Source organism: Variovorax sp. TLI9-5A (assembly GCF_056867935.1).
Map to the genome: position 1 here is coordinate 1653892 of NZ_CP200310.1, position 16204 is coordinate 1670095.

At 68.3% G+C, this 16204-nt stretch carries 17 protein-coding genes; 2 read left to right on the plus strand and 15 right to left on the minus strand.

Annotated elements, in window-relative coordinates; genetic code table 11:
* Window positions 1-9: 9 nt before the first annotated feature.
* The 5 genes from AC1VNX_RS08075 to hemA all read right to left on the minus strand — a co-directional run bounded on the left by AC1VNX_RS08075 (window position 10) and on the right by hemA (window position 4218).
* Window positions 10-531, minus strand: coding sequence for a cupin domain-containing protein (locus AC1VNX_RS08075; RefSeq protein ID WP_483156231.1), 522 nt, complete (start codon window positions 529-531; stop codon window positions 10-12).
* Window positions 532-547: 16 nt separating this feature from the next.
* Window positions 548-877, minus strand: a complete 330-nt coding sequence (gene grxD / locus AC1VNX_RS08080; RefSeq protein ID WP_483156232.1) for a Grx4 family monothiol glutaredoxin — start codon at window positions 875-877, stop codon at window positions 548-550.
* Window positions 878-906: 29 nt separating this feature from the next.
* A complete protein-coding gene (prmC, locus tag AC1VNX_RS08085) occupies window positions 907-1761 on the minus strand; it encodes a peptide chain release factor N(5)-glutamine methyltransferase (protein ID WP_483156233.1) in 855 nt (284 codons plus the stop codon).
* Window positions 1758-2846 carry a peptide chain release factor 1 gene (gene prfA / locus AC1VNX_RS08090; RefSeq protein WP_483156234.1) on the minus strand — a complete coding sequence of 363 codons (1089 nt, stop codon included), beginning with the start codon at window positions 2844-2846 and terminating at the stop codon, window positions 1758-1760. Before prfA ends, prmC begins: the two co-directional genes overlap by 4 nt.
* A 100-nt stretch (window positions 2847-2946) precedes the next feature.
* Window positions 2947-4218, minus strand: coding sequence for a glutamyl-tRNA reductase (gene hemA, locus AC1VNX_RS08095; protein WP_483156235.1), 1272 nt, complete (start codon window positions 4216-4218; stop codon window positions 2947-2949).
* Window positions 4219-4330: 112 nt separating this feature from the next.
* Here hemA and AC1VNX_RS08100 point away from each other — a divergent pair, with 112 nt between their 5' ends.
* A complete protein-coding gene (locus tag AC1VNX_RS08100) occupies window positions 4331-4609 on the plus strand; it encodes a hypothetical protein (protein ID WP_483156236.1) in 279 nt (92 codons plus the stop codon).
* Window positions 4610-4622: 13 nt separating this feature from the next.
* Here AC1VNX_RS08100 and AC1VNX_RS08105 read toward each other — a convergent pair whose 3' ends face one another.
* Genes AC1VNX_RS08105 through AC1VNX_RS08120 form a run of 4 tightly spaced genes read right to left on the minus strand, consistent with a single transcriptional unit; the run spans window position 4623 to window position 7783 of the window.
* Window positions 4623-5132, minus strand: a complete 510-nt coding sequence (locus AC1VNX_RS08105) for a GNAT family N-acetyltransferase (protein ID WP_483161904.1) — start codon at window positions 5130-5132, stop codon at window positions 4623-4625.
* Window positions 5133-5135: 3 nt separating this feature from the next.
* Window positions 5136-5930, minus strand: coding sequence for an ABC transporter ATP-binding protein (locus tag AC1VNX_RS08110; RefSeq protein ID WP_483156237.1), 795 nt, complete (start codon window positions 5928-5930; stop codon window positions 5136-5138).
* Complete coding sequence (locus AC1VNX_RS08115; RefSeq protein ID WP_483156238.1) at window positions 5930-6826, minus strand: ABC transporter permease; 897 nt, start codon at window positions 6824-6826, stop codon at window positions 5930-5932. Before AC1VNX_RS08115 ends, AC1VNX_RS08110 begins: the two co-directional genes overlap by 1 nt.
* A 30-nt stretch (window positions 6827-6856) precedes the next feature.
* Window positions 6857-7783 carry an ABC transporter substrate-binding protein gene (locus AC1VNX_RS08120; RefSeq protein ID WP_483161905.1) on the minus strand — a complete coding sequence of 309 codons (927 nt, stop codon included), beginning with the start codon at window positions 7781-7783 and terminating at the stop codon, window positions 6857-6859.
* A gap of 265 nt (window positions 7784-8048) precedes the next feature.
* Here AC1VNX_RS08120 and AC1VNX_RS08125 point away from each other — a divergent pair, with 265 nt between their 5' ends.
* On the plus strand, window positions 8049-8519 hold the full coding sequence (locus tag AC1VNX_RS08125; protein WP_483156239.1) for an Lrp/AsnC family transcriptional regulator: 471 nt from the start codon (window positions 8049-8051) through the stop codon (window positions 8517-8519).
* A gap of 15 nt (window positions 8520-8534) precedes the next feature.
* Here the strand turns inward: AC1VNX_RS08125 and AC1VNX_RS08130 are convergent, their stop codons facing one another.
* The 6 genes from AC1VNX_RS08130 to ugpB form a co-directional block, all read right to left on the minus strand.
* Complete coding sequence (locus AC1VNX_RS08130; protein ID WP_483156240.1) at window positions 8535-10976, minus strand: DUF3772 domain-containing protein; 2442 nt, start codon at window positions 10974-10976, stop codon at window positions 8535-8537.
* A 51-nt stretch (window positions 10977-11027) separates the two neighbouring features.
* On the minus strand, window positions 11028-11771 hold the full coding sequence (gene ugpQ / locus AC1VNX_RS08135) for a glycerophosphodiester phosphodiesterase (RefSeq protein ID WP_483156241.1): 744 nt from the start codon (window positions 11769-11771) through the stop codon (window positions 11028-11030).
* A 124-nt stretch (window positions 11772-11895) separates the two neighbouring features.
* Entirely contained in the window at window positions 11896-12903 is a 1008-nt protein-coding gene (gene ugpC / locus AC1VNX_RS08140; RefSeq protein WP_483156242.1) for a sn-glycerol-3-phosphate ABC transporter ATP-binding protein UgpC, read from the minus strand.
* 3 nt (window positions 12904-12906) lie between these two features.
* Window positions 12907-13758 carry a sn-glycerol-3-phosphate ABC transporter permease UgpE gene (gene ugpE, locus AC1VNX_RS08145; protein ID WP_483156243.1) on the minus strand — a complete coding sequence of 284 codons (852 nt, stop codon included), beginning with the start codon at window positions 13756-13758 and terminating at the stop codon, window positions 12907-12909.
* Window position 13759: 1 nt separating this feature from the next.
* Window positions 13760-14641: a sn-glycerol-3-phosphate ABC transporter permease UgpA gene (ugpA, locus tag AC1VNX_RS08150; RefSeq protein ID WP_483156244.1), complete on the minus strand. Its 882-nt coding sequence runs from the start codon at window positions 14639-14641 to the stop codon at window positions 13760-13762.
* Between the two features lie 101 nt (window positions 14642-14742).
* The gene (gene ugpB, locus AC1VNX_RS08155; RefSeq protein WP_483156245.1) at window positions 14743-16056 is read right to left on the minus strand and encodes a sn-glycerol-3-phosphate ABC transporter substrate-binding protein UgpB; all 1314 of its coding nucleotides are present in this window, start codon (window positions 16054-16056) and stop codon (window positions 14743-14745) included.
* Window positions 16057-16204: the final 148 nt, after the last annotated feature.

Genomic DNA, 16204 nt, shown 5'->3' on the forward strand with positions numbered 1-16204 from the left:
GGAAAACGCTCAGACGCCGCCGTGGGGGTGGGTGGGGTCTACCCAGAGTACCGATTCGGGCTTCTCCACGGGCTCGATGTCGAGGTTCACCGCCACCGCTTCGCCGTCGCTGCGGCACAGCACGCATTCGAGCGTCTCGGTCGCGCTGGCGTTGATTTCCTGGTGCGGCACATAGGGTGGCACGTAGATGAAGTCGCCCGGTCCGGCCTCGGCCGTGAACTCGAGCTTCTCGCCCCATCGCATGCGGGCCCGGCCGCGCACGACGTAGATCACCGATTCGAGATGCCCGTGGTGGTGGGCGCCGGTCTTGGCGTCGGCATGGATGGTCACGGTGCCGGCCCAGAGCTTCTGGGCGCCGACGCGGGCGAAGTTGATGGCCGCGGCCCGGTTCATGCCGGGCGTCTGGGCGGTGTTGGCGTCGAGCTGGCTGGCCGGGATCACGCGCACGCCGTCGTGCTTCCAGGCCGGGGCGGCACTGTCGCCGCCGTCCTCGTCATGGGAATGGTCGTGGCCCGCGTGATCGTGGCTCATGACCGCTCCCGTGGACTCAGGTGGCGGCGGCGCCGTTCACCACTTGCTGCAGTTCGCCCGATTCGTACATCTCCATCATGATGTCCGAGCCGCCGATGAACTCGCCCTTCACGTAGAGCTGCGGGATGGTGGGCCAGTTGCTGTATTCCTTGATGCCCTGGCGGATGCCGTCGTCTTCGAGCACGTTGACGGTCTTGAGCGTTCGGGTGTCGACGCCGACCGCCTTCAGGATCTGGATCGCGCGGCCCGAGAAGCCGCACATCGGGAAACTGGCGTTGCCCTTCATGAAGAGCACGAGGTCGTTGGTCTTGACGAGGTCGTCGATGCGTTGCTGAGCGTCGGACATGGGGACTCCTGAAAAATAGGCTGGGGGGATTATTTCACCGTGCGCCAGATTCCGCCGGAGCAGCGCTGGATGCCGGCGAGGTCGTCGCGGCTTTGCACTTCGGCGAAACCGCGCGATGCGAGCAGCTCGCGCACGGCGGCGGCCTGGTCGTGGCCGTGCTCCAGCAGCAGCCAGCCGCCCTCGGCGAGGTGGGCGGGGGCGTCCTGCACGATGCGGCGGATGTCGTCGAGGCCGTCGGCGCCCGAGACCAGCGCGGAAGAGGGCTCGTGGCGCAGCGCGGGCAGGTGCGGGTCGCCGGCGGCGATGTACGGTGGATTGCTGGCGATGACCGTGTAGCCGGTGCCGGCGCCGTCCAGCCAGTCGGCCTGGGCGAAGCGCACGGGCAGGCCCAGCCGCGCGGCATTGGCCTGGGCGACGGCGAGTGCGTCGGCGCTGGCATCGACGGCGTCGACCTGCGCGTCGGGCCGCACATGCTGCAGCGCCAGCGCGATCGCGCCGCTGCCAGTGCCGAGATCGAGCACGCGCGGCGCTGCCCGGCCTTCGAGGCATTGCAGGGCCCATTCGACCAGCGTTTCGGTGTCGGGTCGCGGCACCAGCACGCGGGCGTCGACCTGCAGGCTGAGCCCGTGGAATTCCTTCTCGCCCAGCAGGTAGGCGACCGGCTCGCCGACCCGGCGGCGCGAGAGCTGCGCGGCCGCCGCGGACCACGCGGCATCGGGCATCGCGTCGGTGTCGTGCGCCAGCAGCCATGCCCGGTCGTGCGGCGCGCGGCCCAGCGCATGCAGCAGCAGCAACTGGGCGTCTAGCCGGCCCACACCCAAGGCGATGGACGCGGCCAGCGCCTGAGCCACCGTCGCGGGCTTCGGGTTTTCCACCGTGCTCATGTCGGCAGGCTCGATTCCAGCTCGGCCAGCTGCTCGGCCTCCCGCGCGGCGCGCAGCGCGGCCAGCACGTCGCCGAGGTCGCCTTCCATGATGGCGAGCAGCTTGTAGAGCGTCAGGTTGATGCGGTGGTCGGTGAGCCGCCCCTGCGGGAAGTTGTAGGTGCGGATGCGGTCGGAGCGGTCGCCGCTGCCGATCAGGCCCTTGCGCATCGCGGCGTCCTTGGCGGCACGCTCGCTGCGTTCCTTTTCCTGGATGCGCGCCGACAGCACCTGCAGCGCCTTCGCCTTGTTGCGGTGCTGGCTGCGGTCGTCCTGGCACTCGGCCACGATGCCGGTCGGGATGTGCGTGATGCGCACGGCCGAGTCGGTCTTGTTGATGTGCTGCCCGCCGGCGCCGCTCGCGCGGTAGGTGTCGATGCGCAGGTCGGCGGGGTTGATCTGCACGGCCACCGTCTCGTCGGGCTCCGCCAGCACCGCGACCGTGCAGGCGCTAGTGTGGATGCGCCCCTGCGTCTCGGTGGCCGGCACGCGCTGCACGCGGTGGCCGCCCGATTCGAAGCGCAGGTGGCCGAACACGTCGTCGCCCACGATGCGTACCACCACTTCCTTGTAGCCGCCGAGCTCGCTCTCGCTTTCGCTGACGATCTCGCAGCGCCAGCCGGCGCGGTCGCAGTAGCGCGTGTACATGCGCAGCAGGTCGCCCGCGAACAGGGCCGATTCGTCGCCGCCCGTGCCAGCGCGGATTTCGAGGAACGCGTTTCGCGCGTCGTCCGGGTCCTTGGGCAGCAGCAGGCGCTGCAGCTCGTCCTCGAGCTGCACCAGCTCGGCCTCGGCGCTGGCGATTTCTTCCTTGGCCATCTCGGCCATGTCGGGGTCGTCCAGCATCTCCTTTGCGCCGGCGATGTCGGCCTCGCGCTGCCGGTAGCGCTCGTAGCGGCCGGCGATCTGCGTGACCTCGGCGTGCTCGCGCGAGATGGTGCGGTACTGCGCCATGTCGCTCATGATGTCTTCGCGCGAGAGCAGGAAGTCGAGCTCGCCCAGGCGCTGGGCGTAGCGTTCGAGTTGGTGGCGCAGAAAGGATTTCACAGAGAAAGCAGATTCAGGAAATGGGAGGGTGCTGCCGTTGAAGGGCAGTGCGCATGAAGACCGCGGCGTCCGGCGCCGGGCCGCGAGCCGGCCAGCGTCGCTAACGCTCTTTGCGCAGGAAGAGGCGAGAAATCGCCTGCGCCGTCTGCTCGCGCGAGGCGGCATCGCCCGCGTGCAGCTCGGCCATGGCGCCATGCATCATCTTCTGCGTGAGGCCGCGCGACATGGCTTCGAGCACGGCTTCGACCGGCTCGCCCTTGGCCAGCAGCTTGCGCGCGCGCGCCATCTCGGCGGCGCGCCACTCGTCGGCCTGCGCGTTGAGCTGCTGGATCAGCGGCACCGTGCCGCGCTGGCCCAGCCAGTGCATGAAGCTCTGCACGCCGGCGTCGATGATCACCTCGGCCTGCGCCACGGCGGCCTGGCGGTTGGCCTGGCCCTGCTGCACCACCTGGGCAAGGTCGTCGACGGTGTAGAGATAGATGTCTTCCAGCGCCTTCACCTCGGGCTCGATGTCGCGCGGCACGGCCAGGTCGACCATGAACATCGGGCGGTGCTTGCGGGCCTTGAGCGCACGCTCCACGGCGCCCAGGCCGATGATCGGCAGCGTGCTGGCGGTGCAGCTCACGATGATGTCGAACTCGGCCAGCCGCGAGGGCAGGTCGGCCAGGCGCATCGCCTCGCCGCCGAAGCGCGAGGCCAGCTTCTCGCCGCGCTCCAGCGTGCGGTTGGCGATGGCGATCGACTTGGGTTCCTTGGCCGCGAAGTGCGTGGCCGCGAGGTCGATCATTTCGCCCGCGCCGACGAAGAGCACGCGCGTCTTGCGCAGGTCTTCGAAGAGCTGGCCGGCCAGGCGCACCGCGGCGGCGGCCATGCTGATGGAGTGGGCGCCGATCTCGGTGGCGGTGCGCACTTCCTTGGCCACCGCGAAGGAGCGCTGGAACAGCTGGTTGAGCGTGCTGCCGAGGGCGCCGGCCGTCTCGGCGGCGCGCACGGCGTCCTTCATCTGGCCGAGGATCTGGGCTTCGCCCAGCACCATCGAATCGAGCCCGCTGGCCACGCGGAAGGCGTGGCGGGCGGCTTCGCCGTCGTGCAGGGTGTAGGCGTGCGAGCGCAGCAGGGCGGGGGCCACGCCGCCGCTCTGGGCCAACCAGCCGAAGGTGTGGTCGAGCGCGGCGTGTTCCGAGGCGCAGTAGATCTCGGTGCGGTTGCAGGTGGAGATGATCGCGGCCTCGACCTGGGGATGGCGGCCGGAGGCGAAGGAACTGCGCAGGCTCTGCAGCGTGGGGGCGATCTGGTCGAGCGCGAACGCGAAACGACCGCGCAGATCAAGCGGCGCGGTCGTGTGGTTCAAGCCGAGGGCCCAGACTGACATGGCCGTGATTATAAAATCAGCAGCCGCACGAGGCTTGCCAGGGGACAAATGGCTTTCCCTATGACAGCCATAACCCTGGGCGCATGTTCCAGCCCGTGCGCAACCCCCTGCGATGGACCTGCTGGCCCTCTTGAACCACCTGCTTAATTTTGTAGCACCCGCGGCTTTCCTGGCGCTGGTGCTGGCCTTTGCCGGGCGCTTCCTGGGCGGCGGGCGTGCCGGCGTCCCGCGATGGTGGGTGCAGTGGGCGCTGACCTTCGCGGCCGGCGTGGCGGTGCTGGCGGCCGGGCTGGTGGTGTTCGGGCGCGACGGGGCGATGGCGACCTATGCCGCGCTGGTCGTGGTCTGCGGCACGGTCCAGTGGCTGGCGATGCGCGGCTGGCGCCGCTGAAATTTCCGCCCGCTCAGCCGGGCAGTCGTCGGATCATGTAGACCGACTCGCCCGGGTAGGTCGCCAGCCGGGCCTGCTGCCCGGCGCCGTCGGGCTCGGTGGCCGCATAGCCCTGGCGCTCCCAGAACCCCACCGAGGCCTGCACCGACACCAGCGTCGAATGCCGCAAGCCGGCCTGCAGCGCATGGGCCCAGGCATGCCGCACCAAGAGCGGCCCCAGCCTCAGGCCCGAGGCATCCGGGTGCACCGCCAGGTCATGCAGGTAGAGCGAATCGGCCTGCGCCGCCACCTCGAACTCGCCGTGCAGCGGCGTCAGCTTGCCGGCCACCGACGGATAGCCCGCCAGATAGGCCCGCACGCCGCCTTCGTGCTCCACCACCCATCCCGTGTGGGGCGCGGCGGCGAGCCGTCTGGCGATGAGCGCGCCGTCTTCCACGAAGCCCGCGCCGTAGCAGGCGAGCTGGATCGCCAGCACTGCGTCGAGGTCGGCGGCGCGCATGCCGCGCACGGAAGGAGTCACGATCGATCAGGCCAGCAGCAGCTTGTCGTCGTCCAGCTTCTCGCCTCGGGTCTGCTCGAACATGCGCAGCAGGTCGGGCACGTCGAGGCCGGCGCGCTGGGGGCCGGCCACATCGAGGATCACCTGGCCCTCGTGCAGCATCACCGTGCGCGAACCGTAGTCCAGCGCCTGGCGCATGCTGTGCGTGACCATCATCGCGGTCAGCTGGCCGGCCTCGACGATCTTCGCGGTCAGCTCCAGCACGAAGGCGGCGGTCTTGGGGTCGAGCGCGGCCGTGTGCTCGTCGAGCAGCAGGATGCGCGAGGGCTTGAGCGACGCCATCAGCAGGCTCACCGCCTGCCGCTGCCCGCCCGAGAGCAGGCCGATGCGGTCGGCCAGGCGGTTCTCCAGCCCCAGCTTCAGGATCGACAGCTTCTCGCGGAACATCTCGCGCAGGTTGCGGTTGAGCGCGAAGCCGAAGGCCCGGCGCTCGCCGCGCTTCCATGCCAGCGCCATGTTCTCCTCGATGGTCAGCGCCTCGCAGGTGCCGGCCATCGGGTCCTGGAACACGCGTGCCACCATGCCCGAGCGCTGCCAGGCGTTCAGGCGCGTCACGTCCTTGCCGTCGATCTCGATGTGGCCCTTGTCGACGATCAGGTCGCCGCTCACCGCGTTCAGGAAGGTCGACTTGCCCGCGCCGTTCGAACCGATCACGGTCACGAACTGGCCGGTGGGAATCTCCAGGCTCAGGCCGCGCAGCACGCGGTTCTCGATCGGCGTGCCCGGGTTGAAGGTCATTTCGAGTTGTTGGGCGCGCAGCATCAGTTCTTCCCCTTGAACAGGCCACCCAGCCTGCGCTTGTAGGCGGGCACCAGCAGCGCGAAGGCCACCAGCACGGCGGTCACCAGGTTCAGGTCCTGCGCCTGCAGGCCCATGAAGTCGGTGTTCAGCGCCATCGCGATGAAGAAGCGGTACAGCAGCGCGCCGACGATGCAGGCCAGCGTGGTGATGATCATGCTGCGCGCCGGAATCAGCGTCTCGCCGATGATCACCGCCGCCAGGCCGATCACGATCGTGCCCACGCCCATCGAGATGTCGGCCGTGCCCTGGCTCTGCGCGAACAGCGCGCCTGCCAGCGCCACCAGGGCGTTCGACAGCGCCAGCCCCGCCATGGTGTGGAAGTCGGTCGAGATGCCCTGGGCGCGCGCCATGCGCGCGTTGCCGCCGGTGGCGCGCATCGCGAGGCCGGCTTCGGAGGCGAAGAACATGTCGACCACGATCTTCGCCACGATCACGATCAAAAGCAGCAACAGCGGCTTGGCCCACTGCTCGGGCATGCCGCCGAAGCTGGCCATGCTGAACACGGTGGGCTCGGTGATGAGCGCCACGTTGGGCTTGCCCATCACGCGCAGGTTGATGGAGTACAGCGCGATCATCACCAGGATGCTCGCGAGCAGCTGCATGATCTTCAGCTTCACGTTGAGCCAGGCAGTGACCCAGCCCGAGACCGCGCCGGCCACGCAGGCCACCGCGGTGGCGGCGACCGGGTTCCAGCCCGCGACGATCAGCGTCGCGGCCACGGCGGCGCCCAGCGGGAAGCTGCCGTCCACCGTGAGGTCGGGGAAGTTGATGATGCGAAACGACAGGAAGACGCCCAGCGCGACCAGCCCGAATATCAGGCCGATCTCGATGGCGCCCAGCGAAGCGATGAGCGACATGGGAAAAAGCGGAAAGCCGGCGGCTTCTTCTTACTTCGTGCTCACGACCTTGGCGGTCTTCAGCAGCTCGTCGGACAGCGTCACGCCCTGCAGCTTGGCCGCGCCGGGGTTCACCACCAGCTCGAAGTTGGCGCTGGTCTGCGAGGCGATGGCGCCGGGCTTCTCGCCCTTCAGGATGCGCACGACGACCTTGCCGGTCTGGCGGCCGATGTCGGTGTAGTTCAGGCCCAGCGCGGCCACGGCGCCGCGCTCGACGGTGGCGGTGTCGGCCGCCACCACCGGCAGCTTGGCCTGCTGGGCCACCTTCACGATGCCTTCGAAGGCCGAGACCACGTTGTTGTCGGTGGGCGTGTAGATCACGTCGGCCTTGCCGACCAGGCTCTGCGCGGCGGTCGGCACGTCCACCGTGCGGGCGGCGGCGGCTTCGACCACGGTCATGCCGGCGGCCGAGGCGGCCTTCTTGAGCGAGTCGACGATGGCCACCGAGTTGGCTTCGCCGGGGCTGTAGATCACGCCCACGCGCTTGGCATTGGGCACCACCTGCCTGATGAGCGCGATGTGCTTTTCCAGCGGCGACAGGTCGGACACGCCGGTCACGTTCGTGCCCGTGGGTTCCCAGCTCTTCACCAGCTTGGCCGCCACCGGGTCGGTGACCGCCGAGTACACCACCGGAATGCTCTTGGTGGCGGCCACCACGGCCTGCGCCGACGGCGTGGCGATGGCGACGATCGCGTCGGGCTGGTCGCCCACGTACTTGCGGGCGATCTGGGCGGCGGTGCCCACGTTGCCCTGGGCGCTCTGGTAGGTGAACTTGAGGTTCTTGCCTTCCTCGTAGCCCGAAGCCTTCAGCTCGGCCTTCACGCCGTCGCGCACCGCGTCCAGCGCCGGGTGCTCGACGATGGCGGTCACGGCCACCGACTTGGTGTCGGCCGCGAACGAGGGCGCGGCGGCCAGCATGCCGAGGGCCAGGGCCACTGCGCTGAAGGGAGTGCGAAGCAAAGCGTTTTTCACGGGAAAGAGTCTCCGGGGTGGGGGAATGGATGCGTCTGAAGCCGCCAGCGGGTGCCGGCGGCGAGGGATTCAGCGGCCGGACATCGCGGCATGCGGTCCGGGCGCCTCGGAGTCTAGATCGTACTTTGCACAATTAAGGTGCATGAAAGGCTCGGGCTTACCCCGCTTTGCGCCATAAAATTGCATTAACTTGGTGCAAGGGGAGAAGAAATTGCATGACATCGCACTGGACCGGATCGACCGGAAGATTCTCGAGCACCTGCAGGCCCATGGCCGGGCCTCGAATCTGGAACTGGCGGAGGTGGCCAATCTGTCGCCCGCCCAGTGCCTGCGGCGCCACCGGCGGCTGGAGGAGCTGGGGCTGATCCACGGCTACGCGGCGCGGCTGAACGCGCGCCACATCGGGCTGGGCGTGATCGCCTTCATCCACGTGACCATGGCGCGCGGCCACGTCGACGAGCTGCCCAAGTTCCAGGACCTGATCGCCGACCTGAAGCAGATCCTGGAGTGCTACTCGGTGACCGGCGACTTCGACTACGTGCTCAAGGTCGTCGCGCACGACCTGGAGTCGCTCTCCCAGTTCCTGATGCACACGCTGATGCACATGCCCGGCGTGTCGGCGGTGCGCTCCAGCGTGTGCCTCAACGAGATCAAGTTCACCACGGCGCTGCCGCTGGAGTGAACGGGCAGGGCCTTCTCAGGGAGGAGGCACGCCCGGGATCGGCGAGGCGGGCGATGAAGGCACGGCCGCCGGCGCGGCGGGCATCTCGGGCGCGGCGGCCAGCACCATGGTGGGCACCGCCAGCGGCAGCGAGGCCTTCTTCAGGTCGTCGAGGATGGTGAACAGCAGGTCGCTGCGCACGCCGCCCGCGAGCCGGGGGCTCGCCACGTAGGCGATGGCCTGGAAGATCAGCAGCCCGTTCTCGATGCCTTCGAGCGTGAGCGAGGGCGCCGGTGTTTCCAGCACGCCCTCATGCGCCTTGCAGGCCGCGAGGATCAGCTCGCGCACGCGCTGCGCGTCGGTGGTCAGCGGCATCGGCAGGCGGATCAGCACCCGGCCTTCGGCGTTGGCCAGCGTCATGTTGCGCACGGTCTTGGTGATGAACTCCGAGTTCGGCACGATCAGCGTCGAGCGGTCGCCCAGCTGGATTTCGGTGGCGCGCACGTTGATGCGCCGCACGTCGCCCTCTGCCGTGCCCAGCACCACCCAGTCGCCGACCTTCACCGGCTGCTCGGCCAGCAGGATCAGCCCCGAGATGAAGTTCTGCACGATGGCCTGCAGGCCGAAGCCGATGCCCACCGACAGCGCGCTGGCCACCCACGCGATGCGCTCGATGCCGATGCCCAGCGCCGACAGCGAGAAGGCGATCACCAGGATGCCGCCCACGTAGCCCAGCAGCGTGGTGATGGAGCTCTGCATGCCCGGCTCGAACTTGGTGTTCGGCAGGTAGCTGCGCGCGAGCCAGCGCTTGAAGATGCGCAGCATCACGAAGCCCACCACGGCCACCGCCACCGCGCTGAGGATCGCGCCCGGCACCAGCTGGAACTCGCCCACCTTCACGCCGGTGCCGAACTTGCCGCTGCGCTGGAATACCTCGCCCGGCCCCGTGCCCAGCGGCGCGGCCAGCGCCACCAGCATGTAGAAGAAGAGCGCCACCCGGCTGATGGCCGACAGCACCGTCGCCGCCTGGTCGAGCGTCTGCGGCGCGAGGTTGAAGCTCTTCTGCAGCCGCTGGCCGAAGCTGGCGCGCGAGGACACCGTGGCCATGAACACGTCGTCCGCGAACTTGAAGAGCACGTAGAACGCGGCCGCCACGATGCCGCTCCAGGCGAGCTGCGAGGCCAGGAAGCTGGCGAGCGCCACGTAGCCCAGCGCCACCAGCACCCAGATCGCGATCATCAGCACGCCGATCAGCGCCACCAGCAGGCCGACCCACATCGGCCGCTCGGGCAGGCCGGCCTCGGCCGCGTCGGCGCGCAGCGGCTTCACCAGGTAGAGCACCGAGGCGACCAGCGCCGTCAGCACCAGCGCCGTGAGCACGTGCGTGGCCACCACGGCCGCGAAGCTGGCGTCGATCAGCGCGTTGACCTCGGCCGGCATCCACGCCAGCACCGCCACCAGCGCCACCATCCAGGGCAGGGGGGCGAGCCGGATGGCCATGGCGTCGGGAATTGGCGGCAGCCGCCACGAGGGCCGGCCCGTGGCCAGCAGCCCTCGGCCCAGCCCGATCACGAAGGCCATGAACACCAGCAGCTGCGCCGCCGACTGCAGCACCTTGCGCGCCTGCGGCTCCCAGGTGGCGAACTCCTTCAGCACCTCGACGAAGCCGTGCGCCGCCACGGCCACCAGCAGCACGTGGCTGGCGACGATGCCGATCACCAGCACCGAGCGCCGCAATCGCCCCGCCGGCAGGTAGCGCGCGGCCAGCCAGGTGAGCAGCACCTCTGCCCCCCAGTTGCCGAACACCGCGAGCAGCAGCGCGCCGACGAGCGCGGCGATCACCGGCAGGCGGGTCTCGGGCTGGGTGGCGGCCACCAGGCCGTCGTTCACCGACGAGGCCATCGCCTTCAGGCGCGCCAGGTCGTCGGGCCAGGCTTCGCGCAGGTCGCTCCAGAACTCGGCGGTCAGCGGCGAGGCGGCGCGCTCGGTGAGCTGCGCCTCGAACAGCGCCCGGCGCTGCGTGACCAGCTCGGTGCCGCGCTGCCGCACGTCGACCGACAGCAGGCGCGCGAGGCGGATGTCGGCGTCCAGCGCATTGCGGTCCTTGGTCAGGCGGGCGCGCTGGCGGGTGATGTCGGGGTCTTCGGTGGCGCCAGCGGCGGGCGGGTTGCCGAGCTCGCCGAGCTTGGCGTTCAGGTCGGCCAGCTCGCCGGTGCGCGCGGTGACGAACTTGTCGGCTTGCACGCCGATGTCGTTGATCTGCGAGAGCAGCTTGCGCGCATCCTCGTCGGTCTCTGCGGCGGTGCTGAGCTTGGTGAATTGCGCGCGCAGCTCGGCCACCGAGGGAGCAGGGGCTGCGGCGGCCGCGGCGGCGCTGTTGCTGTTGCCGCCTGCGCCGAGGTCCGGCTGCGCCTGGGCGCCGCCGCACATGAACAGGGCCGCGAGGCAGAAGCTCGCGAAGCGTAGGGTCCAACTCATGGCCGCATCATAGAAGCCGCCATTTCGTAAGGACTGGTAAGAGTCGCCGCGTCAGGCGGCGGGTGAAAAGAGGTCGACCCTGTCGGTGATGATGCCGTCGGTGCCCAGGTCGATCAGCCGCTGCGCGGCCCGGTCGTCGTTCACCGTGTAGCTCAGGGCGCGCATGCCCGCCTCGTGCACCAGCGCCACCACGGTGGCGTCCCACAGCGTGTGGTTGCAGACGATGGCGACACAGCCGAGCTGTTTGGCCGCATCGAGCCAGCCATCCCAGAGCTTGTCGAGCAGCAAGCCCCGAGGCAGATCGGGCTGGACCGCCTGGGCGCCCTTGAGCGACTCGACCTGGAAAGAGGTGAGCAGCGGCGGCACCGCCGTGCCCTGCCACAGGCGGGCAGCCTCGCGCGCCACCGCTTCGCCAGTCTGGCGCTCGGTGCCGGGCGTGGGCTTGATCTCGATGTTGAGCAGGTAGCCGTTGGCCAGGCAGAAGCGCGCCAGGTTTTCCAGCGTGGGCAGCGGCTCGCCCGCGTAGGAGCGCGAATGCCAGCCGCCCGCGTCGAGCTGCGCCAGCGCGCTCCAGGGCTGCGCGCCGCCGGTGCCGTGGCCGCTGGTGGTGCGGTCGAGCGTGGCGTCGTGCATCAGGAAGACCACGCCGTCGGCGCTGAGCTTGGCGTCGCACTCGAACATGCGGTAGCCGTGCGAGGCGCCGAACCGGAACGCGGCCAGCGTGTTCTCGGGGGCCAGCTTGCCGGCGCCGCGATGCGCGACCCAGCGGGGGTAGGGCCAGGAATTCATGATCATTCTTTGAGTGAGGCCCCGGTTTCTTCGTGGGGCACCGCGCAACCGGCTTTGCCGGGCCGCTGGTGCCGCCCCCGGTAGGGGGTTGGCGAAGCGACACGAAGTGCGCGCAGCCTGGGGGCGAGCATCAATCCGCGCGCTTGCCTGAGCCGGCGTCGAACCAGTGCAGTTTTTCTTCGCGCGCGGCGATCTTCACCGTGTCGCCCGCGACCGGTGGGTGGTCGGCCTCGTCGGTGCGCATGATGATCTGCTCGTCGCCGATGCGGCCGTACACCAGCCGTTCGGCGCCCAGCAGCTCGACCTGCTCGACCTGCACCGACCAGCCGCTCTCGTCGAGCTTCAGGTGCTCGGGGCGGATGCCGAGGATCTGGCCCGGGCGCACGCCCGGAGCGTGCTTCAGCAGGTTCATCGGCGGCGAGCCGATGAAGCTCGCGACGAAGGTGGTGGCGGGGCGCGAGTACACCTCCTCGGGGGTGGCGAACTGGTCCATCACGCCGCCGTTCATCACGATGATGCGCTGGGCCAGCGTCATGGCCTCGACCTGGTCGTGCGTGACGAACAGCGAGGTGATGCCGAGCTCGCGGTGCAGCTTCTGGATTTCGAGGCGGGTCTGCGCGCGCAGCTTGGCGTCGAGGTTCGACAGCGGCTCGTCGAACAGGAACACCTGCGGCTGGCGCACGATGGCGCGGCCCATGGCCACGCGCTGGCGCTGGCCGCCGGAAAGCTCGCGCGGCTTGCGCTCCAGCAGGTGGCCCAGCTCGAGGATCTTCGCGGCCTTGTCGACGCGCACCTTGATCTCGGCCGGCGGCACCTTCGCGATCTTCAGGCCGTAGGCCATGTTCGCGAACACGCTCATGTGCGGGTACAGCGCGTAGTTCTGGAACACCATGGCGATGTCGCGCTCGGCGGGTTCGAGCTGGTTCACGACCTTGTTGCCGATGGCGATCTCGCCGGCGGAGACTTCCTCCAGGCCGGCCACCATGCGCAGCAGCGTGGACTTGCCGCAGCCCGAGGGCCCGACGATGACGATGAACTCGTGGTCGGCGATCTCGGCGCTCACGCCGTGGATGACCTGGTTGGCTTTCGGCCCGTGGCCGTAGCGCTTGATGACGTTGCGTAGGGAGAGGGAAGCCATAACTTATTTTTCAGTGTCCACGAGGCCCTTGACGAACCACTTCTGCATCAGCACCACCACCAGCGCCGGCGGCAGCATCGCGAGGATGGCGGTCGCCATCACCACGTTCCATTCGTTCTGGCCGTCGCCGCCGGCGATCAGCCGCTTGATGCCGACCACGATCGGGTACATGTCCTCGTTGGTGACCGCCAGCAGCGGCCACAGGTACTGGTTCCAGCCGTAGATGAACTGGATCACGAAGAGCGCCGCGATGCTGGTCTTCGACAGCGGCAGCAGCACGTCGAAGAAGAAGCGCATGGGGCTCGCGCCGTCCATGCGGGAGGCCTCGGTGAGCTCCTCGGGCACGGTCAGGAAGAACTGCCGGAACAGGAAGGTGGCCGTGGCCGAGGCGATCAGCGGCACCGTCAGTCCCGCGTAGCTGTTGAGCATGCTCAGGTCCGACAGCACCTTGTAGGTGGGCAGGATGCGCACTTCCACCGGCAGCATCAGCGTCACGAAGATCGCCCAGAAGCAGATCTTCTTGAACGGGAAGCGGAAGTAGACGATGGCGAAGGCCGACAGCAGCGAGATCGTGATCTTGCCGATGGCGATGACCAGCGCCGTCACCAGGCTCACCCACATCATGTGCGCCACCGGGGCGTTGGAGCCCGCGCTGCTCGCGCGGCCGAAGAGCGCGCCCTTGTAGCTCTCGAGCATGTTGGAGCCGGGCAGCAGCGGCATCGGCCGCTGCACGATCTCCTGCGCCGTGTGGGTGGACGCCACGAAGGCGAGGTAGATGGGGAAGGCGACGATCAGGACGCCCAGGATCATCACCACGTGGGCCAGGATGCCCTGGGTGCTTCTTCTTTCAACCATGTCAGTACTGCACCTTCTTTTCTACGTAGCGGAATTGCACGATGGTGAGCGCGATCACGATCACCATGAGCACCACCGACTGCGCGGCCGAGCCGCCGAGGTCCAGGGCCTTGAAGCCGTCGTGGTAGACCTTGTAGACGAGGATTTCCGTGTCCTTGCCCGGGCCGCCTTCCGTGGCGGCATGAACGATGGCGAAGGTGTCGAAGAACGCATAGACCACGTTCATCACCAGCAGGAAGAAGGTGGTGGGCGACAGCAGCGGGAACTGCACCGTCCAGAAGCGGCGCCACGGGCGCGCGCCGTCGATGGCTGCGGCCTCGATCAGCGATTTCGGGATGGACTGCAGCCCGGCCAGGAAGAACAGGAAGTTGTAGGAAATCTGCTTCCACACGGCGGCCATCACGATCAGCGTCATCGCGTGCTTCGAGTTGAGCAGGTGGTTCCAGTCGATGCCGATCTTGCCCAGCGCGTAGGCGACCACGCCCAGCGAGGGGGAGAACATGAAGACCCACAGCACGGCGGCCACGGCGGGCGCCACGGCGTACGGCAGGATCAGCATGGTCTTGTAGAACATACCGCCGCGCACGATGCGGTCGGCGAACACGGCCAGCGTCAGCGACAGGGTGAGGCCGATGCTGGCGACCAGCACCGAGAAAACGGCGGTGGTCTTGAACGACTCGGCGTAGGCCGGGTCTTCGAAGAGTTCCCTGAAGTTCTGCAGCCCGACGAAATCGACGGAGGTGCCGAAGGCGTCCTGCTGCTGCAGCGACTGCAGCAGGGCCTGCGCCGCCGGCCAGAAGAAAAACACGAAGATCACCGCCATCTGCGGCGCCAGCAGCAGCCAGGGCAGCCAGCCCGAGCGAAAGAAGACGCGTTTTTCCATGAACCCTCTAAGTAAAAAATCCCGCCGCGCCCGCTCTTGCGCAAGAGCGGACGGGGGCGGGCGATATTAGCCGGACACGAAAGCTGCCCGGCGGCCGGGCGTCAGCTCTTGTTGGCCTTCTGGAAGCGTTCCAGCTGCTCGTTGCCACGGGTCACGATGGCGTCGAGGGCTTCCTTGGCGGTTTTCTTGCCGTTCCAGACCTGTTCGAGCTCTTCGTCCTCGATGGCGCGGATCTGCACGTAGTTGCCCAGGCGGATGCCGCGGCTCTTGTCGGTGACCTTGCGGATCATCTGCGTGACGGCCACGTCGGTGCCGGGGTTCTGCTTGTAGAAGCCGGAGTCCTCGGTGAGCTTGTACGAGGCCATGGTCACCGGCAGGTAGCCGGTGCGCTTGTGGCTGGCGGACTGCACTTCAGGCGTCGAGATGAAGCTGAAGAACTTGGCCACGCCCTTGTACTCGGCCGGCTTCTTGCCCGACATGACCCACAGGCTGGCGCCGCCGATCACGGTGTTCTGCGGCGCGCCGGGCACGTCCGGGTAGTAGGGCAGGGGGGCCAGGCCGTAGGCGAACTTGGCGTTCTTGGCCACGTTGCCGTAGAAGCCCGAGGAGGTGTTGATCATGGCGCACTCGCCCGACACGAACGAGGCCTCGGGCACGTTGCCGCGGCCCTTGTAGATGAAGAGGCCCTGCTTGGCCATGCTGGCCAGGTTCTCGATGTGGCGCTGGTGCAGCGGCGAATTGACCTTCAGGCGGGCGTCCAGGCCCTGCAGGCCGTTGGCCTTGGTCGCGAACTCGACGTTGTGCCAGGCCGAGAAGCTCTCCACCTGCGTCCAGTTCTGCCAGGCCGTGGTGAACGGGCACTTGTGGCCGCTGGCCTTGAGCTTGGCGGCGGCGGCGACCACCTCCGGCCAGGTCGACGGGGCCTTGTCGGTGGGCAGGCCGGCGGCCTTGAAGGCGTCCTTGTTGAAATAGAAGATGGTGGTCGAGCTGTTGAAGGGGAAGCTCAGCATCTGGCCGTTGGGCGCCGTGTAGTAGCCGGCCACGGCGGGGATGTAGGCGGCCGGGTCGAACTTCTCGCCCGCGTCCTTCATGACCTGGCCCACCGGCACGATCGCGCCCTTGCTGGCCATCATGGTGGCGGTGCCCACTTCGAACACCTGCAGGATGTGCGGCGCGTTGCCGGCGCGGAAGGCCGCGATGGAGGCCGTCATCGATTCGTCGTAGGTGCCCTTGAAGGTCGGGACGACCTTGTATTCCTTCTGGCTCTCGTTGAACTGCTTGGCCAGGTCGTTGACCCACTCGTTGTTGACGGCGGTCATGGAATGCCACCACTGGATCTCGGTCTGGGCCTGCGCCACGTTGAACAGCGTGGTGGCGGCCAACGCCGATGCCAGCGCGAGCGTCTTGAATCGCATGAAGACTCCTGAAGGGAAAAATGGAAAGCGCGGATGCTAGGGCATGTGGATGACACAGCCGCGTCACATTGGCGCACGGAGCACGGGTTTCCTCCAATCGGGGAAACCCCTTTGGACCCTTCGGGCTTGCCTTGCTTTTCCGGTCCGA